The 19,264-nt window shown below is 63.0% G+C and carries 19 protein-coding genes; 9 read left to right on the plus strand and 10 right to left on the minus strand.

Annotated elements, in window-relative coordinates; genetic code table 11:
* The first annotated feature begins 128 nt into the window (after window positions 1-128).
* On the plus strand, window positions 129-1,670 hold the full coding sequence (gene nagZ, locus AC54AG_RS05645; RefSeq protein ID WP_496629679.1) for a beta-N-acetylhexosaminidase: 1,542 nt from the start codon (window positions 129-131) through the stop codon (window positions 1,668-1,670).
* A 49-nt stretch (window positions 1,671-1,719) separates the two neighbouring features.
* Here the strand turns inward: nagZ and AC54AG_RS05650 are convergent, their stop codons facing one another.
* The 4 genes from AC54AG_RS05650 to AC54AG_RS05665 all read right to left on the minus strand — a co-directional run bounded on the left by AC54AG_RS05650 (window position 1,720) and on the right by AC54AG_RS05665 (window position 4,427).
* Window positions 1,720-1,881: a hypothetical protein gene (locus AC54AG_RS05650; RefSeq protein WP_157814699.1), complete on the minus strand. Its 162-nt coding sequence runs from the start codon at window positions 1,879-1,881 to the stop codon at window positions 1,720-1,722.
* Window positions 1,882-1,953: 72 nt separating this feature from the next.
* On the minus strand, window positions 1,954-2,229 hold the full coding sequence (locus tag AC54AG_RS05655; protein WP_496629680.1) for a DUF6587 family protein: 276 nt from the start codon (window positions 2,227-2,229) through the stop codon (window positions 1,954-1,956).
* 9 nt (window positions 2,230-2,238) lie between these two features.
* The gene (gene feoB / locus AC54AG_RS05660; protein WP_496629681.1) at window positions 2,239-4,140 is read right to left on the minus strand and encodes a ferrous iron transporter B; all 1,902 of its coding nucleotides are present in this window, start codon (window positions 4,138-4,140) and stop codon (window positions 2,239-2,241) included.
* 2 nt (window positions 4,141-4,142) lie between these two features.
* Window positions 4,143-4,427, minus strand: coding sequence for a FeoA family protein (locus AC54AG_RS05665; protein ID WP_034745614.1), 285 nt, complete (start codon window positions 4,425-4,427; stop codon window positions 4,143-4,145).
* Between the two features lie 413 nt (window positions 4,428-4,840).
* On the opposite strand from AC54AG_RS05665, the gene AC54AG_RS05670 reads away from it, so the two are divergent.
* Both AC54AG_RS05670 and AC54AG_RS05675 read left to right on the plus strand, forming a co-directional pair.
* Window positions 4,841-5,056 carry a (2Fe-2S)-binding protein gene (locus AC54AG_RS05670; RefSeq protein WP_034745611.1) on the plus strand — a complete coding sequence of 72 codons (216 nt, stop codon included), beginning with the start codon at window positions 4,841-4,843 and terminating at the stop codon, window positions 5,054-5,056.
* 16 nt (window positions 5,057-5,072) lie between these two features.
* Window positions 5,073-5,774, plus strand: a complete 702-nt coding sequence (locus tag AC54AG_RS05675; protein ID WP_051990857.1) for an energy transducer TonB — start codon at window positions 5,073-5,075, stop codon at window positions 5,772-5,774.
* Between the two features lie 219 nt (window positions 5,775-5,993).
* On the opposite strand, the gene AC54AG_RS05680 is transcribed toward AC54AG_RS05675, so the two are convergent.
* On the minus strand, window positions 5,994-6,674 hold the full coding sequence (locus tag AC54AG_RS05680) for a Fe2+-dependent dioxygenase (RefSeq protein ID WP_100428451.1): 681 nt from the start codon (window positions 6,672-6,674) through the stop codon (window positions 5,994-5,996).
* A gap of 421 nt (window positions 6,675-7,095) precedes the next feature.
* Between AC54AG_RS05680 and bfr the strand changes: the two genes are divergently transcribed.
* Window positions 7,096-7,572: a bacterioferritin gene (gene bfr, locus AC54AG_RS05685; protein WP_034745609.1), complete on the plus strand. Its 477-nt coding sequence runs from the start codon at window positions 7,096-7,098 to the stop codon at window positions 7,570-7,572.
* A 56-nt stretch (window positions 7,573-7,628) separates the two neighbouring features.
* Here bfr and AC54AG_RS05690 read toward each other — a convergent pair whose 3' ends face one another.
* The 5 genes from AC54AG_RS05690 to AC54AG_RS05710 all read right to left on the minus strand — a co-directional run bounded on the left by AC54AG_RS05690 (window position 7,629) and on the right by AC54AG_RS05710 (window position 15,105).
* Window positions 7,629-8,957, minus strand: a complete 1,329-nt coding sequence (locus AC54AG_RS05690; RefSeq protein ID WP_496629682.1) for an MFS transporter — start codon at window positions 8,955-8,957, stop codon at window positions 7,629-7,631.
* Window positions 8,954-10,834, minus strand: a complete 1,881-nt coding sequence (locus tag AC54AG_RS05695) for an alpha-amylase family glycosyl hydrolase (RefSeq protein ID WP_496629683.1) — start codon at window positions 10,832-10,834, stop codon at window positions 8,954-8,956. The genes AC54AG_RS05690 and AC54AG_RS05695 overlap by 4 nt, the downstream gene beginning before the upstream one ends.
* A gap of 15 nt (window positions 10,835-10,849) precedes the next feature.
* Complete coding sequence (locus tag AC54AG_RS05700) at window positions 10,850-13,144, minus strand: TonB-dependent receptor (protein ID WP_496629684.1); 2,295 nt, start codon at window positions 13,142-13,144, stop codon at window positions 10,850-10,852.
* A 310-nt stretch (window positions 13,145-13,454) separates the two neighbouring features.
* On the minus strand, window positions 13,455-14,483 hold the full coding sequence (locus AC54AG_RS05705; RefSeq protein WP_070302852.1) for a LacI family DNA-binding transcriptional regulator: 1,029 nt from the start codon (window positions 14,481-14,483) through the stop codon (window positions 13,455-13,457).
* A gap of 7 nt (window positions 14,484-14,490) precedes the next feature.
* Window positions 14,491-15,105, minus strand: a complete 615-nt coding sequence (locus AC54AG_RS05710; protein WP_496629685.1) for a glutathione S-transferase N-terminal domain-containing protein — start codon at window positions 15,103-15,105, stop codon at window positions 14,491-14,493.
* Between the two features lie 277 nt (window positions 15,106-15,382).
* Between AC54AG_RS05710 and purB the strand changes: the two genes are divergently transcribed.
* The 5 genes from purB (at window position 15,383) to AC54AG_RS05735 (ending at window position 19,223) form a co-directional block, all read left to right on the plus strand.
* Window positions 15,383-16,762: an adenylosuccinate lyase gene (purB, locus tag AC54AG_RS05715; protein WP_072457294.1), complete on the plus strand. Its 1,380-nt coding sequence runs from the start codon at window positions 15,383-15,385 to the stop codon at window positions 16,760-16,762.
* A gap of 185 nt (window positions 16,763-16,947) precedes the next feature.
* On the plus strand, window positions 16,948-17,472 hold the full coding sequence (locus tag AC54AG_RS05720) for a cytochrome b (protein WP_046684510.1): 525 nt from the start codon (window positions 16,948-16,950) through the stop codon (window positions 17,470-17,472).
* 46 nt (window positions 17,473-17,518) lie between these two features.
* On the plus strand, window positions 17,519-18,073 hold the full coding sequence (locus tag AC54AG_RS05725; RefSeq protein ID WP_139090541.1) for a YceI family protein: 555 nt from the start codon (window positions 17,519-17,521) through the stop codon (window positions 18,071-18,073).
* 138 nt (window positions 18,074-18,211) lie between these two features.
* A complete protein-coding gene (locus tag AC54AG_RS05730; RefSeq protein ID WP_034747598.1) occupies window positions 18,212-18,787 on the plus strand; it encodes a YceI family protein in 576 nt (191 codons plus the stop codon).
* Between the two features lie 166 nt (window positions 18,788-18,953).
* The gene (locus AC54AG_RS05735; RefSeq protein ID WP_034745587.1) at window positions 18,954-19,223 is read left to right on the plus strand and encodes a GlsB/YeaQ/YmgE family stress response membrane protein; all 270 of its coding nucleotides are present in this window, start codon (window positions 18,954-18,956) and stop codon (window positions 19,221-19,223) included.
* Window positions 19,224-19,264: the final 41 nt, after the last annotated feature.

Genomic DNA, 19,264 nt, shown 5'->3' on the forward strand with positions numbered 1-19,264 from the left:
CCAAATCCAATACAATACCAAAATAAGTATAAAACCAAGGCAGCTTTTCCGGTGATTGTCCAGACGCGTCACCAGGGGCCAGAATACGGACTTGTCGTCATCAGAATGAATACCGGAGGAGTTGCAGCATGGAACAGGGTTTGCGCGAGAAAGTAGGACAGCTATTCATGGTGGGCTTCGACGCCCTGCAGGCGGACGAGCATATCAAGACCTTGATACGCGAAAAGAAGGTGGGCGGCGTGATCCTGTTCCGCCGCAACGTGCACACGCCCGCGCAAGTGTCGGCCCTGTGCCGCGAACTGCAGGAGATCAACGCGGAAGTGTCCGACACCCCGCTGCTGATCTCCATCGACCAGGAAGGCGGCATGGTGATGCGCATCGAACAGGGCGTCACGCCGATTCCCGCGGCGATGGCCTTCCAGGCGGCCGGCTCCATCGACGACTGCGAACGCATGAACCAGATCAGCGGCGATGAAATGCGCCAGGTGGGCATCAATATGCTGCTCGCCCCCGTGCTGGACGTGAACAACAACCGCAACAACCCCGTCATCGGCGTGCGCGCGTATGGCGAGGATGCCGCCACCGTCATCGACTACGGCATGGCGGCCATGCGCGGCCAGCGCGCCAGCGGCGTGGCCGTCACGGCCAAGCACTTCCCCGGCCACGGCGACACGGCCACCGACACGCATTACGCCATGGCCCTGGTCCCGCACGACAAGGAACGCCTGCGCGCCGTGGAACTGGCGCCGTTCCGCGCGGCCATCGCCGGCGGCGTCGATGCCATCATGACGGCGCACGTGGTCTTCCCCGCTTTCGAGGCCGATACCAGTGTGCCGGCTACCCTGTCGAAAGGCGTGCTGACGGACCTGCTGCGCGGCGAGTTGAAATACCAGGGCGTCGTCATCACCGACTGCCTGGAAATGGCGGCGATTGCCGACGGCATCGGCATCGCCCAAGGCGCCATCGCCACCTTGCAGGCTGGCGCCGACATCGTCCTCATCTCGCACCGCGAAGCGCAGCAGACGGCCGCCATCGACGCCGTCATCGCCGCCGTGGAGCGCGGCGACATTGTCATCGCCCGCATCGACGCGGCTTGCGCGCGCGTGGCGGAACTCAAGCGCAACCGCGCAGTGCGCGACTGGCGCACACGCCCTGTCACCCCGCCGGCTCTGATGCAGCCGGCCGCCATGGCCCTGTCGCAGCTGCTGCAAAAGGCCGCCTTGCGCGTGCAGGGCGACTACCGCCCGCTCGACGCCAGCCTGCCCGTGACCCTGCTGACGGTGGAAGTGCGCTCGCGCAGCGAAATCGACGAAGTGGCGCTGGGCCGCAACAAGGAAGCGCGCAGCTCGATGCTGCCGGCGCTGCTCGAAGCGGGCCTGGACGTGCGCGAGTACGCCTTGTCGGCCGAGGCGCTGGACGACGAGGTCAATGAAGCCATCGCCTTTGCGCAGGGCGCGCAACAGATCGTGCTGCAAACGTATAACGCCATGTTCGTCGACGGCCAGCGCCGCCTGGTGCACGCCCTGCCGCACGACAAGCTGTGGCTGGTGGCGGGACGGTTGCCCTACGACCTGGACCTGGCGCCCGACGCGCAAGGCCGCCTGGCCGCCTTCGGCTGCCGCCCGGCCGCGCTGGTACCGGTGGTCGACAAGCTGGCCGGCAAAGCGTAAGCGCAGTGCTGCAGACGTAAAAAAACCCGCATGCGCGGGTTTTTTTCATTCAGCTTGGCGCAACGGGCGGCAGGGCCGCCACCGCCAGCAAGGCAAACGGACCGAGGAACAGGCCGATGCCGAACCAGAGTCCCCCGTGGCGGCCGCGCCGGCTGGCCAGCAGCCAGGTGGCGACCGCAAACAGAAACATGAAGATCAACAGTATCGCCATTGCCACTCCTTGCCATGCGGAAAGCCCAGTGTAGCCCACAGGCGCGCCCGTGGCTACACTGAAATACAAGCCCTAGCGCTGCACCTGCATCAGGATCACGTGTTTGCTGCTGCCGTCGGCCGGTGGCGTGGCGGACGGCGGCGGCGGGCTGTCGCAGGAGCCGCAGGAACCGCAGCCACTGCCGCAACCGGGCGCCACCTTGAAGAAGGTCGACATCTTCGCCTCATCGAGGCCGCAGCGCACGAGGCCGCGCACGATGGCGCGGCGCACGCCCGCCGGCAGGTACTTGGTCGAAAAATGCAGCAGCGCGGCTGCGACGATCAGGGCGACGATGAGGGTTTGCCACATGCTTTTCTCCTAAGCGACCAGCAACAGGGCGACGCGGTACGTGATGAACGAGGCGGCATACGCCAGGGCGAACATGTAGCCGGCCATCAGCAATGGATAGCGCCAGCCGCCCGTCTCGCGTTTCACCACGGAGAGGGTCGACAGGCACTGCGGCGCGAATACATACCAGGCCAGCAGGGACAGCGCCGTGGCCATCGACCACGAATGGGCGATCAGCGGCTCCAGGGTGGACGCCAGCGCGTCGCCCGTTTGCGACAGCGCATACACGGTGCCCAGGGCGCCGACGGCCACTTCGCGCGCCGCCATGCCCGGTACCAGCGCGATGCAGATCTGCCAGTTGAAACCGATCGGCGCGAAGATCACTTCCAGGCCGCGGCCCAGGATGCCGGCCAGGCTGTAATAGATCGGCGGGTGGATCGCGTTGTCCGGCGGGCCGGGGAAGGTGCTGAGGAACCACAGGATGATCATCAGGCTCAGGATGATGGTACCGACGCGCGTGAGGAAGATCTTCGCGCGCTCCCACAGGCTGACGGCCAGGTTGCGCAGGTGCGGCCAGTGGTAGGCGGGCAGTTCCAGCAGCAGCGGCTGGTTGCCGCGCACGCCCATGCTGCGCTTCATGACCCAGGCCACGGCCATGGCCGAGATGATGCCGGCAAAGTACAGGACGAACAGCACCAGGCCTTGCAGGCTCAAATAGCCCCACACGTGGCGTTCCGGAATGAAGGCGGCGATGATCAGCGCATACACGGGCAAGCGCGCCGAACACGTCATCAGCGGCGCGATCATGATGGTGACCAGGCGGTCGCGCGGATTCTGGATGGTGCGCGCCGCCATCACGCCGGGAATGGCGCAGGCAAAGCTCGACAGCAGCGGGATGAAGGCGCGGCCCGACAGGCCCACGCCGCCCATCAGGCGGTCCAGCAAAAAGGCCGCGCGCGGCAGGTAGCCGCAGTCTTCCAGGCTCAGAATGAAGAAGAACAGGATCAGGATCTGCGGCAGGAAAACCAGCACGCTGCCGACGCCGCCGATGATGCCTTCCACCAGCAAGCTTTTCAGGTGGCCGTCGGGCATGTTTTCCGTCAGCAGGGCGCCCAGGTGGCCCACGCCATCGGTGATCATTTCCATCGGCGTGGCGGCCCAGGCAAACACGGCCTGGAAGATCAGGAACATCAGCACGGCCAGGATGATGGGACCGAAAACGGGGTGCAGCACCACGTCGTCGATCTTTTCCGTCAGGTTGCCGCTGTCGCGCGTGTCGTTGCTGACGGCGGCCAGGATGCGGCGCACTTCGCGCTGGGTTTCTTCGACGCTGACGGCATCGATGGCCGCCAGCGGTTTCGCTTCCACCACCGGCAGCGGCAGCATGGCGTCGATGGCGTCGAGCAGGGCTTTTTCGCCATCGTGCTGCACCGCGATGGTTTCCACCACGGGCATGCCCAGTTCGGCCGACAGCTTGGCCGTGTCGATCAGCATGCCGCGCTTGCGCGCCACGTCCGTCATGTTCAGCGCCAGCAGCATGGGCAGGCCCAGGCGCTTGACTTCCAGCACCAGGCGCAGATTCAGGCGCAAATTGGTGGCGTCGACGACGCAGATGATGGCGTCCGGGCGCGGGTCGCCCTTCCGCAAGCCGCCCACCACGTCGCGCGTGATCGCTTCATCGGGCGTGGTGGCCGACAGGCTGTAGGCGCCCGGCAGGTCAAGCACGCGCACGGGCTTGCCGTTTGGCGACGTGAAATGGCCTTCCTTGCGCTCGATGGTGACGCCGGCGTAGTTCGCCACTTTCTGGCGCGCGCCCGTCAAACGGTTGAACAGGGCGGTCTTGCCGCAGTTCGGATTGCCCAGCAAGGCAATTTGTGGCTGATGCGGCGGCTTGTGCACGCCCGCATCGACGATTGTTTCGACAGCACCCATGATCATTCCGGTTGAAGCAGCGGTTGAATCGTAATCAGCGCCGCTTCGAAGCGGCGCAGCGCGAACGTGGCATTGCCCACCTTGATGGCCAGCGGATCGCCGCCGGGAATGCCGCGCTTGAGCATACGGATGCGTTCGCCGGGAACGAATCCCAGCTCCATCAGGCGGCGGACAAGGTCGACGCCGTCCTCCGTCTGTCCTGCCGTGTGGGGCGTGATATGCAACACCGTGCCGCTCTGGCCGACTGCCAGCGCGTCGAGCGTCATCATGGGTGGAACTAGAGTCATGAGCAAATTCCGTTCAAATTAAGAACACCGGGGACAGACTGCTGCGCGTGGCGCATCGTGTTTGACGTGGGTGTTGTGAGGTAAAACGCAACTGTTGCGCATTACCGACAAGCGGCCTTTCAATATGTCCAGACGGCGACCGTCCGAGACAATACCAGCATTATAAACATGAATGCGAATAGTTTTTATTTAGCCCGGAGAGCCGCCCCCATCAAGGGCTGCACCATCCGAAAAAATGGCATATCGATGCGCCGCGCCAGGCCGCCAACTGCCGCACACTTGATCAAAATCGCTTGCATTGTCCCGCACTTTGCGCGACAATGAAACGTAATGATAATGATTCTCATTAAAACACTAGCAACAATGCTTCCAAGCACTAGTGTCTGTTCATCCTCCAGCCAGAAGGTGTATCAATGATTGTATGTGTCTGCAACAACATATCTGATCGTGAAATCCGTCAAGCCGTCGATCTTGGCCTGTCCAGCATGGCCGAACTGCGCCGCGACCTGGGCGTGGCCACTTGCTGCGGCAAATGCCACACCTGCGCGCGGGAAGTGCTGAACGATCACCTGAACGCCACCGTGGCGCTGCAAGAAACCGTATTGATGCGAGCTGTACTGACAAACTAAGAAAGCGATGAATGCCATGACGATGATGCCCCCGCCCGTAACGGTGCAGGCCGTGCAGCAATTTGCCGACTTCGACAAGAAGCGCAACAAATTCGCGCCGCTGATGGCCATCGTCGTCCTGCATATCGCCGGCTTTTACGCCATCCAGAGCGGCTTGCTGAGCCGCGTCGTCACGGCGGCCATGCCGACCATCACGACCATCAGCATCATCGCCCCGCCGGCGCCGCCGAAACCACCGGCACCGTCCGTGCCGAAAACCGTGGAACTGAGCGCGCCCGTGCCGCGCGCCGTGATCCCGCCGCTGCCGCTGATCGCCGTGGCGCCAAGCGAACCGACGATCACGCCGCCGCAGCCGACGCGCGCCGAAGCGGCGCCTGTCGCCACCGCCGCACCAACAGCGCCAGCGGCACCATCGCCGACGCCACCGGCACCTTCGACACCGCGCACCGTCAGCAGCGTCGAATACATCAAGGCGCCGCAACTGATCTACCCGAATCTGTCGCGCCGCCTGGGCGAAAGCGGCACCGTCGTGTTACGCATCCTGATCAATGAAAAAGGCTTGCCCGAGCAAATCCTGATCCAGAAATCGACCGGCTACAACAACCTCGACGAAGCGGGCCGCCAGGCCGCGCAGCGCGCGCTGTTCAAGCCGATGATCGAAAACGGCAAGCCCGTGCCCGTCTACGTTTTAGTACCGCTGACCTTCCAACTGAGCTAGCCTTCCGGCGGCCCTTGGGCCGCTGCCAGCCCGCAAGCACCGCACCCTGTGCCCTGCTTGCTTTTTTGCGCCCGTTTTAGTCAAGCGATTTGCTTGTTTCAGTCTGCCAGCCTACATCCCCGGGCCAGGCAGACTTTTTTTTGCCTGCTATGGGGTCAGACCCTCAACACCGCCAACGCCCAGTTCAGCGCCAACGTCCCCGGGGGTCTGACCCCAGCCTTACATCTCCGCCCACATCCTGAGCAAATTATGATAATGCCCCGTCAGCCCCACCGTCGCCGGCGAGTCGCCATGCTCCGCGCGCACGCTCTGGATATTCTGATCGAGCTCGAACAGCATGCTGCGTTTCCAGTCTTCGCGCACCATGCTTTGCGTCCACAGGAAGGAGCAGATACGCTCGCCGCTGGTGACGGGCAGCACCTGATGCACGCTACTCGACGGATACACGATCACGTCGCCGGCCGGCAGTTTCACTTCATGCGTGCCGTAGGAATCGACCACCACCAGCTCGCCGCCTTCGTATTCATCCGGCTCGCTCAGGAATACGGTCGACGAGACGTCGGCGCGCATCGATTGCATGCCGTTTTTCGGCGTGCGGATGGCGCCATCGATGTGCAAGCCATAGTGCTCGCCGCCCGCATAGCTGTTGAAGAATGGCGGCAGGATGCGCAGCGGCAGCACGGCCGCAAAGAACAGCGGATTGGCCATCAGCGCGCGGCTGACGATCTCGCCCAGTTCCAGCGCCAGCGGCGAACCTTCGGCCAGCTGGCGGTTGCGCTTGACTTGCGCGCCTTGCGCTCCGACGCTGGCGCGTCCGTCGACCCAGTCCGTCTGCGCCAGGCGCTGGCGGAAATGCGTCACCTGTTCCGGCGTCAGCACGCCGGGTATATGCAGCATCATCTTGCTATCCTTTTTCAGTAAATATCGCTGCCCGATTATCGCATCGCCGGCGTCGGCCAAGAAGGCACAAAAGCAAGAACGGACGAACATTTCCCGCCTTTTCAGCGCGGCCATGCACGCGCGCCAGCGGCGGCAAAACAGCGCTGGAAACGCGAATGAGAATGGCCTTCATTTTCCTTAACAAATAAAAAACGGCGCAACTGGGCAATCCACTTGAGAATGGGTTTTATTCGCACGATATTTACGTTAAAAAGACGGAAAAATGCCGTTTAGCACCGGAAATCGCCGGCATTTTGCGCTATCATGCGGGCATAGCGAAACCGGCAACCTGCGCGCCACCAGGCAGCCAACGCCACCCGGCAGTGAACGCCAGCAGCCTGCGGTTTCATCATCGAACGCGACACAGAACAAAGGAAATCCCATGAAGGGCGATAAAGAAGTCATCCGCATGCTCAACGCACAGCTCACCAACGAACTGTCGGCCATCAACCAGTACTTCCTGCATGCGCGCATGTACAAGCACTGGGGCCTGGAAAAGCTGGGCAAGAAGGAATACGAAGAATCGATCGGCGAAATGAAACACGCCGACAAGCTGATCGACCGCATCCTGATGCTCGACGGTCTGCCTAACCTGCAAGCGCTGCACAAGCTGCTGATCGGCGAGAACACGCCGGAAATGCTTGAATGCGATTTGAAGCTGGAACGCGCCGCGCACGCCACCGTCAAGGAAGGCATCGCCATCAGCGAAAAAGCGGGCGATTACGTCTCGCGCGACCTGTTCCTGATGATCCTGGAAGACACGGAAGAGCATATCGACTGGCTGGAAACGCAGATCGACCTGATCGCCAAGGTCGGCATTCAGAACTACCTGCAAAGCCAGATGGCGATTGAAGAATAATTGTTCTTCGAGGCAGATAAAAAAAACCGGCAGCGCCGGTTTTTTTTCGCCTGCCGTCAAGCCTTGCCGGTCTGCGGCGGACGCAGCTTGACGAACAGCACGGCCACCGCCGCGCACAGCAACAGGGCGCCGGCCAGCCGGATGACGTTCTCCGGATTGCCTCCCAGCCAGCTGCGGTAATACAGCGGCAAGGTGAAGATCTGGATGATCATCGGGATGACGATGAACATATTGAAAATGCCCATGTAGACACCCGTGCGTTCGGGCGGGATGCAGCCGGCCAGCATGATGTAGGGATTGCCCATGATGCTGGCCCAGGCCAGGCCCACGCCCAGCATCGGCAGCAACAGCAGCGCCGGGCTGTGGATCAGCGGGATGCCCAGCATGCCCACGCCGGCCGCGCACAGGCACAGGCTGTGCATGCGCTTGGGACCGAAGCGGCGCGTGAACGGCACCAGCGCGAAGGCGGCGACAAAGGCGACGAAATTGTAGAAGGCGCCCACCTGCCCGTTCAGCAGGCCCGCGTCGCGAAAACCTTGCGACGCGGGGTCCGTCGTGTGAAACAGCGTGGCCGACAGCGACAGCGCGATGTACTGCCAGTAGCAGAACAGGGCGTACCACTGGAACAGGTTGACGAGGGCCAGCTGCTTCATCGTCGGCGGCATGTCGCGCAGGGCCGCGCCGATATCGGCCAGCGTGTGGCGCCAGCCCGGCGGACGGCTGCGGATGGCCGCCAGCTCGGCCGCCGTGAGCGGGTTTTCCGGCGTCGTCTTCAAGGTCCACAACACCGAGGCGAGCGAGAACACGGCGCCGATCATGAAGGCGGCGATGACGATGTGCGGGATATGGCTGCCATTGACGGCATCCTTGTTCATGCCCAGCATGACGAGCAACGACGGCGTCAGGTAAGCCAGTGTCTGTCCCAGTCCCGTAAACGCGCTTTGCGTGAGAAAACCCAGCGAGTGCTGCTTCTTGTCGAGCTTGTCGCTGACAAAGGCGCGGTAGGGCTCCATCGTCACATTGTTGGCCGCGTCGAGTATCCACAGCAGGCTGGCCGCCATCCACAGGGTGGGGCTGAACGGCATGGCCAGCAGGCCCAGGCTGCACAGGATGGCGCCGATCAGGAAGTACGGCGTGCGGCGGCCCCAGCGCGTCACCGTGCGGTCGCTCATGGCGCCGATCAAGGGTTGCACGAGCAGGCCCGTCATGGGACCGGCCAGCCACAGGTAGGGCAAGCTCGCTTCATCTGCGCCCAGGTATTTGTAGATGGGGCTCATGCTGCTTTGCTGCAGCCCAAAGCTGAACTGGATGCCGAAAAAGCCGACATTCATGTTGACGATCTGCCAGAACGACAGGTGCGGACGGTGCGCGCTGGCGTCGCTCATGCTGCTTCCCGTTTTTGCTCTTGCTCACGCTCCAACCACAGCATATGCCAGGGCTGCAAGCCCACCGTGCCGGACAGCACGCTGCCATCGAGGCTGTTGCGCCATTCGCCTGCGGGCAGAGTGAAACGCTGGCTGGCGCCGCTGAAGTTGCTCAGGTTGAGAAACGCGTCGCCGCGCAGCAGCGCCAGCACGGCCGGCGTATCGGCGGGCAGCACGCTGCGCGGCGCGGCGGCGGCCAGGGCCGGCAAGCGCCGGCGCACGTCGACCAGCTGGCGCAACGCCAGATACAGCCGTCCGCTGGCGCTCACACCATCGTGGCGCCATGCCAGCAGGCTGTCGTCGAACGCGGGACGCTGCAGCCAGCGGCTGTCCATCGCCCGGTCGGCCCGCTGCGTGTAGCTGTGATCGTTGGTCATGCCCAGTTCATCGCCCATGTACAGCACGGGCAAGGCGCCAAAGCTCAAGGCCAGGCCATGCAGCAGCAGCAGGCGCCGCAACGCGTATTCCTGCTCCTGCACCGTGGCGGCGCTTTCCAGGCCGGCCAGCGAGGCGGCCATGCCGTTGCTGCCATGCGCCTTGTCCGCGCTGCTGCTCTGGAAGGCGGCGCCGCGCGCATAGCTGCCGGGCGCACCGGCAAAAAACTGCGCGATGCGCGCCAGGCGCGCCGGTCCGTTCGCGCCCGCTTCGTTGAGCAGCACGTTCCAGCCGATGTCGTCGTGGCAGCGCACATAACTGAGCCAGCTGGCGGCCGGCGGCAGCGGTGGCGTGGCGGCGATCACCTGCTGCAGCAAGTCCGTGCTTTCCTCGGCCAGCGCGCCCCAGCCGGCGGCCATCAAGCTGCTGTGATAGGCGATATGGCATTCAGGCGCCGCATCGCTGCCGAAATAGGCGGGCAACTTGGGCGTGGGCACGATGGCTTCGGCCTTGAGCAGCACGCCCGGTGCGACGATGGCGGCAATCGCCCGCAACGCCTGCAGCAGGCTGTGGGCTTCGGGCTGGTTCATGCAATCGCTACCTTCGCGCTTCCACAGGAAGGCCGTCGAATCGAGGCGGAACACTTCGATGCCCTTGTTGGCCAGGCCCAGCATGGCGTCGGCCATCGCCGCGAAGACGGCCGGATTGGCGTAATTCAAATCCCACTGGTACGGGTAAAACGTAGTCCAGACCCAGCGCTCGAGTTCCGGAACGAACGTGAAATTGCCGGGCGCCGCCTGCGGGAAGACCTGCCCCACGGTACGCTCGTAGCGGTCCGGCTGCACGCGGTCGGGATAGGTATGGAAAAAATCGCGCAGCAGCGGATCGCCGGCCTTGGCGCCCAGCGCCCACGCATGGTCGTCGGCCACGTGGTTGAGGATCAGGTCCGAGCACAGGCTGATGCCGGCCGCGCGCAGCTGCGCCGTCAACGCCAGCAAGTCGGCATTGCTGCCCAGCGCGGGATCGACTTCCTCGAAGCTGGCGACGGCAAAGCCGCCATCGCTTTCGCCGGCGCGCGGGCGCAGGAACGGCAGCAGATGCAGATACGTCACGCCCAGTTCGCGCAGGTGGGCAATGCGCGCCGCCACGCCCTGCAGATTGCCGCCGAAGCGCTGCACATACGCGCTGTAACCGAGCATGGACTGGCTGGCAAACCAGTCCGGCTGCGCTTCGCGCTGCGCATCCTGCCGCAGCAGCTCGGGGGCGCGCGCCGCATACAGCCGCCCCACGCTTTCCATCAGGTCGCCCAGCCAGGGCAGGAAGTCCGGCCGCTGGCCATACAGGCTGCCCAGGCGGTCGAGCAAGACCGCCTCCTGGCGCGCATAGCGGCGCGCCGCATCGTCGCGCAAGTGCGTGGGGAGCGGCGCCAGCAGGCGCGCCAGGGGGCTGCGTATCGACATCATGAATCCTATCCTTGCTTAAAATGCGTATTTCAGGCTGACCTTGACGGCGCGCCCCGTGATCGAGCGGGCCGCATGGCCATCGCCCTCGACTTCCGTGTAGCCGATCTTGTCGAGCAGATTGTTCGCCGTCAGCGCCACCTGCAATTGCGGCGTGAGCTGGTAATTGACGAAGGCATTGAGCACCTGGTAGGCGGGCAAGGTGATCGTGTGCGCATCGTCGCCCCACGACTTGCCCGTGCCGACCAGGCTCGCGCCCAAGGTAGCCTGCCCCCATTCATAGGTGGGCGCGATCTGGTAGACGACACGCGCCTGGCGCCGCGGCGTATTGCCGATCAGCGCCACGTCGGCCGCCGCCGTGCCCGTGATCTCGGCATCGGTGAACGTCAAGCCGCCATTGATGCGGAAGTCGCCGGCGCTGTAGGCCGCTTCCAGTTCCACGCCTTTCGCTTCATAGCTGTTGGCCGTGCGCAGCTGGGTGGTCGCCTCGTAATTGCTTTCCTTGGTCTTGGCCTGGAACACGGTGACGAAAGTGCTCAGGGGACCACGCCGCCATTTCACGCCGCCTTCGAGCTGGCGCACGGTATTGATCGCCACGGGCACGCTGCCATCGAGCGGTGTGCCGAACAGGATGCGGTCGGCATTGAAGGCCACGCCTTCGCTGACGCGGGCAAACACGGCCAGGTTCCCCTGCAGCTTGTAGTTCGCGCCCAGCGAGTACGAGGTGTGGCCCAAGGTGTAGTCGACCCGCTGCACCGTCGACGGCAGATACGCTTGCGCGCCGGTGGCCTGGTTGGCCGTGCCGCTCGCATGCTGACGGTCGCGCCGCAGGCCGCCGTCGAGATTCAGCGCGCCGCTTTCCCAGGCCAGATTCAGGTAGGGCGACGTCGTGCGGTATTCCATGTCGACGGCGCGCGAGCAGCAGGCGCCGAAGGCCGGGCCGATATAGCCTGGCGTGCCGCTGGCCGTTTGCAGCAGCGCCGGCCGGTCGCCCGTGGCCTGCATCAGGTATTCATTGAAGTTCCAGGTCAGGCCCAGCTTTTGCTGCGACAGGTACAGGCCGGCCGTGGTGGTCAGCTTGCCGCTGTCGAGCACAAAGGTCTTGGCCAGCTTGGTGTCGCTCAGGGTATTGCTGGCGTCGTCAATCGAGGTGTTGAACACCACGGCGGAAAACGCGCGGCCCGTGTAGGGCTTGCCCTGGTTCGGGCCGCTGGCAAACACATAGCTGCCGTCGCTGCCATTATTCGACGGGAACACGCCGATGAAGCGCCCCGAATTGTCGGCATAGCGGAAGTTTTCGCTCACGCTCCAGCCCTGCCCCAGCTCGAACGAGGCTTCCAGACCCACGGTATCGCTTTTCACGTGCAGGCCGTCGTTGACGCGGGTGGCCACGCGCTGGTTATCCTTGTTCAGCACCATGTCGGGCACCCAGTACGGCGAATAGAAACTGGCCTTGCGCGGGTCGATGCCGGCGATTTCCCCGATGCGGCCATTGCGCACGCTGACGGGCACGGGCAGGGCCGTGGGCGACTGGTCGTCGAGATGCTTGAACGACAGGCGCACGAAGCCGCTGTCGAATTCATGCGTGACATTGCCGCGGATCTGGCCACCCTTTTCGCTGTTGACGCCACTGTGACGGATGCCTTCGCCCGTGCGCCAGGAGCCGCCGATGAAGAAGCGCGTGCGTTCCGAAACCGGCGCGCCGTAATCAAAATCGACACGCGTCTGGTCGTAGCCCAGGCCGCGGCTGATGGCCACGCTGCCGCCCTTCTCCTTGCCATTCTTGCTGATGAAATTGATGATGCCGCCCGGCGAGTTGGTCGCCAGGGTGGAGGCCGAGCCGCCGCGCACCACTTCCAGGTGGTCGAGCGTGGAATCGATCTTGACGAAGCTGTCGGGCGTGGTGAAGTTGAAGTCGCCGAACTGCAGCACGGGCAAGCCGTCTTCCTGGATCTGCACATAGCGCGCGCCGCCAGCGGAAATGGGCAGGCCGCGCACGGTGATGTTGGCATTGCCTTCGCCGCCCGAGGACTCGGCGCGCAAACCCGGCACCGAGCGCAGGACTTCGGCCGCGCTGGTCGGTGCGTTGTGCAAGATAGTGTCGAGCTCCATGCTGCTGACGGAATTGCTCGATTTCATTTTGGACGTGCCGCCGGTAGTGCCCGTGACGACGATGCGTTCCAGGTTCAGGCCATCGGCGGGGGCGGCGCTGGCGGTGTCGGCGGCCGATTGCGCGTGGGCCGCGCCCAGTTGCAGCATGGCCAGGGCGACGGCGGCGGCCATGCAGCCGCGTTGAGCAGTATGTGCGTTCATTTTGTCTCCAGTGTTGTATGCCGATACATCGAGGTATCCGCTTGTTATGGGTACTGGCCGCCGCATGCCGTGGCGCGCTGGCTGAGCCGGTACGTCATTATTGAACGAATAAGAATTTATTGCAATCGATTGCAATCGAGCACTGCAACATGAAAATGTTGTTGTTTTTAAGGGAATACTACGGGCAATATAGAGGGAAACAGGCGGGGATCGACGTGATGTCAGGCTTTTTCATGCTGCTGTGCAGCATGGAAATTTACGGATAAATTTGAAATGATTGCAATCGGTTGCAATACCTTGCCAATGGGTTTCAACGGCCCGAGGCGCGTACGATCAGCTCGGTTGGCAATTGCTGCGATGGCGCAGGCGCGCCATCGACCAGCGCCAGCAGCGAAGCCACCAGCGCGCGTCCGGCGGCGCGAATCGGCTGGCGCACGGTGGTCAGCGGCGGATGGAAATACGCGGCCAGTTCGATATCGTCGTAGCCGACCACGGCCACCTGTTCCGGCACGGCCACGCCGCGCGCGCGCAGGGCGTTGATGGCGCTCATGGCCAGCAAGTCGCTGCAGGCAAAGATGGCGTCGAACGGCAGCTGGCGGTCCAGCAGTTCCTGCACGTCCGTCGCGCCGCCCTGCGGCAGGAAGGAGCCGGCCACGTACAGCTGCGGGTCCGGCGCCAGTCCTTGCGCGGCCAGCGCCTGCACATAACCGGCGTGGCGCTGCGCCACTTCGGGCAGCTTGGCGTCGCCAAAGAAGGCGATGCGCCGGCGACCGGCCGCCAGCAAGTGCTCCGTGGCCAGCCTACCGCCGGCGACGTTATCGCCGCCCACGGTGCAATACAGCTGCTGCGGCAATTGCGCGCCCCACACGACGATGGGGACCTGGCGCGCGGCCAGCTGGTTCAGTTGTTCATGGTGGCGCCACTGGCCGATCAGGATGATTCCGATCACGCGGCCGCTGTCGAAGGACAGGGCGGCCGCATCGAGCGTTTCCGCATCCACGCGCGAAATGAGCATGTCGAAGCCCTGCTCCGTCAGCGCATCGGCCAGGCTGCCCAGCATGCTGAGAAAGAAAGGATCGGACAGGTGCTGGCGCGTGGCCGCGTCATACGGCACCACCACGCCCACCGTGCGGTTCTGTTTCAGGCGCAGGTTTTGCGCGCCGATATTGATGGAGTATTTGAGCGAACGGGCCAGCGCGATGACGCGCGCGCGCGTCTCTTCATTGACCAGCGAACTGCCGCTCAGCGCACGCGACACGGTCGACGTGGACACGCCGGCCAGGCGCGCGATATCGGCCATCTGCAGGCGCTGCTGCGCCTTCGAATCATTGCCGGTCATCGTGCGCTCACTGCGGCGCGGTGTCCTTGAACGATGGGCGCTCGGACAGTTTGTCGAACAAACGCGCCAGCGCCGGATGCTCCGAGCGCCAGTCGATTTCCGGGAAGCGGAAGCTGAGCCAGCCCAGGGCGCAGCCCACGGCCACGTCGGCCAAGGTGTAGTTCTTGCCGGCGCAATAGGCGCTCTCGCCCAGGCGTGCTTCCAGCGCCGCCAGGCCCAGGGTGACTTTGTCCAGCTGGCGCGCGATCCAGGCCACGCTTTGCTGCTCGGGCGGGCGCTGCGTACGCTCCAGGCGTACCAGCACGCCCGCGTCGAGGATGCCGTCGGCCAGCGCTTCCCAGTTCTTGATATCGGCCCGCTCGCGGCCATTGCCGCCGGCCGGCAGCAGTTTACAGACGGGCGTGAGGGTGTCGAGGTATTCGACGATGACTTTCGAATCGATCAGCGTGCTGCCATCTTCCATCACCAGGCAAGGCACCTTGCCCAGAGGATTGGCCTGGGCGATGCGGGTTTCCGGCACCCACACGTTTTCCAGCTCGAAGACATAGTCGAGCTTTTTTTCCGCCAGCACGATACGGGCTTTGCGGACATACGGGCTGGCGAGGGAACCGATCAGTTTCATAGGTACTTTAAGGTAAAGGAGCAGCTAGCAGTATAGCATCGGCGGCAGCGGTGTTTGGCAGCACGCGCCCGGCGGCCTCCAGTGTGTGGCAGGCACGCCGCATCGGGGCCGGATTCGGCCAACATGGGGGCTATCCGCAGCCGACGGACGGCTGGCCAGCGGCCAGCGGTGGTAAAATCGCCCTTTACTGTGGCGCCGTCAGTGTTGCTGTATTGCAATAGCCCCGCCCTCCCCGCGCGCCACACGCCAACCGTTTCTTTAACTTGCGTCCGCTCTCATGACTTCTACTACTCCGTATTCCACGCTGTCGGCCCTGTCTCCGCTCGATGGCCGCTACGCCAGCAAGACCGATCTGCTGCGCCCGATCCTGTCCGAAGCCGGTTTCATGCACCACCGCGTGAAAGTGGAAATCTCCTGGCTGCAAGCGCTGTCGCAAGCCGGTTTCGCTGAAATCAAGCCGTTCTCGGCAGAAGCGAGCGCCCTGCTCGACAAGATGGCGGCCGATTTCTCGGAAGCCGACGCGGCCCGCATCAAGGCCATCGAAGCGGTGACCAACCATGACGTCAAGGCGGTCGAATACTGGCTGAAGGAACAAGTGGCGGACGTGCCGGAACTGGTGGCGGCGTCGGAATTCATCCATTTCGCCTGCACCTCGGAAGACATCAACAACACCTCGCACGGCATGATGCTCAAAGCCGCGCGCGATGGCGTGATGCTGCCGGCACTGAACGGCCTGGTGGCCAAGCTGACGCAGATCGCGCACGACAATGCCGACGTGCCGATGCTGTCGCGCACGCACGGCCAGACGGCCAGCCCGACCACCCTGGGCAAGGAATTTGCCAACGTCGTGGCCCGCTTGCAGCGCGCCGTGAAACGCATCGAACAAGTGGAAATCCTCGGCAAGATGAATGGCGCCGTCGGCAACTACAACGCCCACCTGTCCGCCTACCCCGGCTTCGACTGGCCGGCATTCTCGAAGGCCGTCATCGAACAGCGCCTGGGCCTGGTCTTCAACCCGTACACCATCCAAATCGAGCCGCACGACTACATGGCCGAACTGTTCGACGCCTTCGCGCGCGCCAACACGATCCTGCTGGACCTGAACCGCGACATCTGGACGTATGTGTCGCTGGGCTATTTCAAGCAAAAGCTGAAAGCGGGCGAAATCGGTTCGTCGACCATGCCGCACAAGGTCAACCCGATCGACTTCGAAAACTCGGAAGGCAACCTGGGCCTGGCCAACGCCGTGCTGAAACACCTGTCGGAAAAACTGCCCGTCTCGCGCATGCAGCGCGACCTGACCGATTCGACCGTGCTGCGCAATATCGGCGTGGGCCTGGGCTACACGCTGCTCGCCTATGACAGCTGCCTGCGCGGCCTGAACAAGCTGGAAGTGAACCACGCGCGCCTGGCACAAGACCTGGACGCGACGTGGGAAGTGCTGGCCGAGCCCGTACAAACCGTGATGCGCCGCTATGGCATCGAAAACCCGTACGAGCAGCTGAAAGAGCTGACGCGCGGCAAGGGCATCTCGAAAGAAGCGCTGCAAACCTTCGTCAATGGCCTGGCCATTCCGCAGGATGCCAAGGACGTGCTGCTGACCATGACGCCGGGCAACTACATCGGCATCGCGGCGCAATTGGCCAAAGCCATCTAAGCAGTTTCCACATGGGGATCCTGCTATCCCACTCCCGCGGGGCGGCCAGCACACAAATGCTGCCCGCCCCGCGGTTTTTCCGGCAATCTTTCTTGTAGAATCTCCGGCACGCAGCGCAATTTGCTTTTCTTTGGTATATTAGGCCGAATTAGTCCTAATACGTACTACTTTCAAGAAAGCCATCGATGCAACGCTACACCACCACCGCCATCATCCTGCACTGGCTGACCGCCCTGCTGATCATCAGCGCCTTCGTCATGGGCCTGGTCATGGTCGATATTCCCGGCCTGACGCCCACCAAGCTCAAATATTTCTCCTGGCACAAATGGCTGGGCGTGACCGTGCTGGCCATCGCCGCCATCCGCCTGCTGTGGCGCAAGGCCAATGTGCCACCGCCGCACCCGGCCAGCATGGTTGCCTGGCAAAAGAAGGCGGCCGACGCCATGCACGTGCTGCTGTATATCCTGATCTTCGCCGTGCCCGTCTCCGGCTACCTGTACACCTTGGCCGCCGGCGTGCCCGTGGTCTACCTGGGCCTGTTCCAGTTGCCGGTCATCATGGCGCCGAACCCGGAACTTAAGCCGCTTTTAAAAGAAATTCATTATGTTCTGAACATGACGATGGCCGCCGCCGTGGCCGCCCATGTGCTGGCCGCGCTGAAGCATCAGTTCATCGACCGTGATGGCGTGCTCAAGCGCATGCTGCCGTAGCACCGACTTCCCCTTGCTCACTGAAAAACTACAGGAAAAAAACAAGATGAAAACCACCCAACGCATCGTCCTCGCTTCCCTGCTGGGCCTGTCCGTGGCCGCCACCGCCGCCACCTTGCTGAAAGTCGATCCCGCCAAGACCAGCGTGTCGGCCGTGTTCAAGCAAATGAACGTGCCCGTGGAAGCGAAGTTCAAGAAATTCAATATCGCCATCGATTACAACCCGGCCGCGCCGGACGCCTCGAAGGCGTCGGTGGAAATCGAGACGGCCAGCATCGATATCGGCGACCCCGAGTACAACAAGGAAGTGGCGAAGAAAGAATGGTTCAACTCGGCCCAGTTCCCGAAAGCCACCTTTGTCTCGAGCAGCATCAAGGCGGCCGGCGCGGGCAAGCTGACGGTGACCGGCAAGCTGAGCATCAAAGGCAAGACCACCGACGTGACCTTCCCCCTGGCGGTGAAAGCCGACGGCGGCAAATATGCATTTGACGGCGCCCTGCCGATCAAGCGCCTGACCTATAACATCGGAGAAGGCGAGTGGAAGGACACGAGCATGGTTGCAGATGAGGTCACAATTAAATTCCACGTTGCCGCTCAATAACACCTGAGAAAACGTCCATGGCTGCGTTGTTCTTGCCTCGTCGTACATTCGTACTGCCTTCGGCAAGGCGCCTTGCCCTGAACGTTTTTCATGCGTTATGAAAAACAACCCCAAAACCTGTTCAACTATAGGATCTGCATGAAATTTTCGCACTTGATGATCGCCGTGCTGGCAGCCGCCGGCGCGGGTTCGGCCATGGCCGCTACCGACACCTACAACCTCGACCCGACGCATACCTTCCCCAGCTTTGAAGCCGATCACATGGGCATGTCCGTGTGGCGCGGCAAGTTCAACAAGACCAAGGGGACGGTCACCCTGGACCGCGCCGCCAAGACGGGTAGCCTGGACCTCGTCATCGATGCCGATTCGATCGACTTCGGCCTTGACGCCATGAATACGCACGCGAAAAAAGCGGACATGTTCAACGTCGAGAAATTCCCTGAAATCACCTACAAGAGCAAATCGCTCAAGTTCAACGGCGATCAGCTGGTGGAAGTCGATGGCGAACTGACCCTGCTGGGCGTGACCAAGCCCGTCAAGCTGAACGTGAGCAAGTTCAAGTGCATCATGCACCCGCGCTACAAGCGTGAAGTGTGCGGCGCCGACGCCACGGCGGAATTCAAGCGCAGCGACTTTGGCCTGAACTACGGCATGCCGGCGTTCTCGCCGGAAGTCAAGCTGGCCATCCAGGTAGAAGCGATCAAGGCCGATTAAACACGGCCTTGCCGCATGACAAGCCCGCCTCGCTGTCCGCAGCCAGGCGGGCTTTTGCATGCGCCATGCGAATCCGCTGGACTTTTCTATCGTGCGGCATCACTATCCATTGGCATGATGTTGTTCTGACATGGCACACCTACTTATCCATCGCGCGGAGGACTACATGAATTTCATTATCTGGATCGTTATTGGCGGCGTCATTGGCTGGCTGGCCAGCATGGTCATGAAAACCAATGCGCAACAGGGCATCTTCCTCAATATCATCGTCGGCATCGTCGGCGCCTTCCTGGGCGGCTGGCTGCTGGCCCCGCTGTTCGGCACGGGCACCATCAATAGCGACAATTTCAGCCTGGCGTCGCTGCTGGTCTCGTTCCTGGGCGCCGTGATCCTGCTGGGCATCGTGAATCTTTTGCGCCGCGGCAAAATACGCTAAGCAGTCAAAAAGAGCGCAGCAACACATGGCCGGGCCGCGCA

The sequence above is a fragment of the Janthinobacterium sp. BCJ23 genome, from assembly GCF_059617945.1.

Excerpts from the sequence above, each read along its gene's own strand:
- nagZ (WP_496629679.1), top strand. The coding sequence starts at position 129 with ATGGAACAGGGTTTGCGCGAGAAAGTAGGACAGCTATTCATGGTGGGC.
- AC54AG_RS05650 (WP_157814699.1), bottom strand. The coding sequence starts at position 1,881 with ATGGCGATACTGTTGATCTTCATGTTTCTGTTTGCGGTCGCCACCTGG.
- AC54AG_RS05655 (WP_496629680.1), bottom strand. The coding sequence starts at position 2,229 with ATGTGGCAAACCCTCATCGTCGCCCTGATCGTCGCAGCCGCGCTGCTG.
- feoB (WP_496629681.1), bottom strand. The coding sequence starts at position 4,140 with ATGGGTGCTGTCGAAACAATCGTCGATGCGGGCGTGCACAAGCCGCCG.
- AC54AG_RS05665 (WP_034745614.1), bottom strand. The coding sequence starts at position 4,427 with ATGACTCTAGTTCCACCCATGATGACGCTCGACGCGCTGGCAGTCGGC.
- AC54AG_RS05670 (WP_034745611.1), top strand. The coding sequence starts at position 4,841 with ATGATTGTATGTGTCTGCAACAACATATCTGATCGTGAAATCCGTCAA.
- AC54AG_RS05675 (WP_051990857.1), top strand. The coding sequence starts at position 5,073 with ATGACGATGATGCCCCCGCCCGTAACGGTGCAGGCCGTGCAGCAATTT.
- AC54AG_RS05680 (WP_100428451.1), bottom strand. The coding sequence starts at position 6,674 with ATGATGCTGCATATACCCGGCGTGCTGACGCCGGAACAGGTGACGCAT.
- bfr (WP_034745609.1), top strand. The coding sequence starts at position 7,096 with ATGAAGGGCGATAAAGAAGTCATCCGCATGCTCAACGCACAGCTCACC.
- AC54AG_RS05690 (WP_496629682.1), bottom strand. The coding sequence starts at position 8,957 with ATGAGCGACGCCAGCGCGCACCGTCCGCACCTGTCGTTCTGGCAGATC.
- AC54AG_RS05695 (WP_496629683.1), bottom strand. The coding sequence starts at position 10,834 with ATGATGTCGATACGCAGCCCCCTGGCGCGCCTGCTGGCGCCGCTCCCC.
- AC54AG_RS05700 (WP_496629684.1), bottom strand. The coding sequence starts at position 13,144 with ATGAACGCACATACTGCTCAACGCGGCTGCATGGCCGCCGCCGTCGCC.
- AC54AG_RS05705 (WP_070302852.1), bottom strand. The coding sequence starts at position 14,483 with ATGACCGGCAATGATTCGAAGGCGCAGCAGCGCCTGCAGATGGCCGAT.
- AC54AG_RS05710 (WP_496629685.1), bottom strand. The coding sequence starts at position 15,105 with ATGAAACTGATCGGTTCCCTCGCCAGCCCGTATGTCCGCAAAGCCCGT.
- purB (WP_072457294.1), top strand. The coding sequence starts at position 15,383 with ATGACTTCTACTACTCCGTATTCCACGCTGTCGGCCCTGTCTCCGCTC.
- AC54AG_RS05720 (WP_046684510.1), top strand. The coding sequence starts at position 16,948 with ATGCAACGCTACACCACCACCGCCATCATCCTGCACTGGCTGACCGCC.
- AC54AG_RS05725 (WP_139090541.1), top strand. The coding sequence starts at position 17,519 with ATGAAAACCACCCAACGCATCGTCCTCGCTTCCCTGCTGGGCCTGTCC.
- AC54AG_RS05730 (WP_034747598.1), top strand. The coding sequence starts at position 18,212 with ATGAAATTTTCGCACTTGATGATCGCCGTGCTGGCAGCCGCCGGCGCG.
- AC54AG_RS05735 (WP_034745587.1), top strand. The coding sequence starts at position 18,954 with ATGAATTTCATTATCTGGATCGTTATTGGCGGCGTCATTGGCTGGCTG.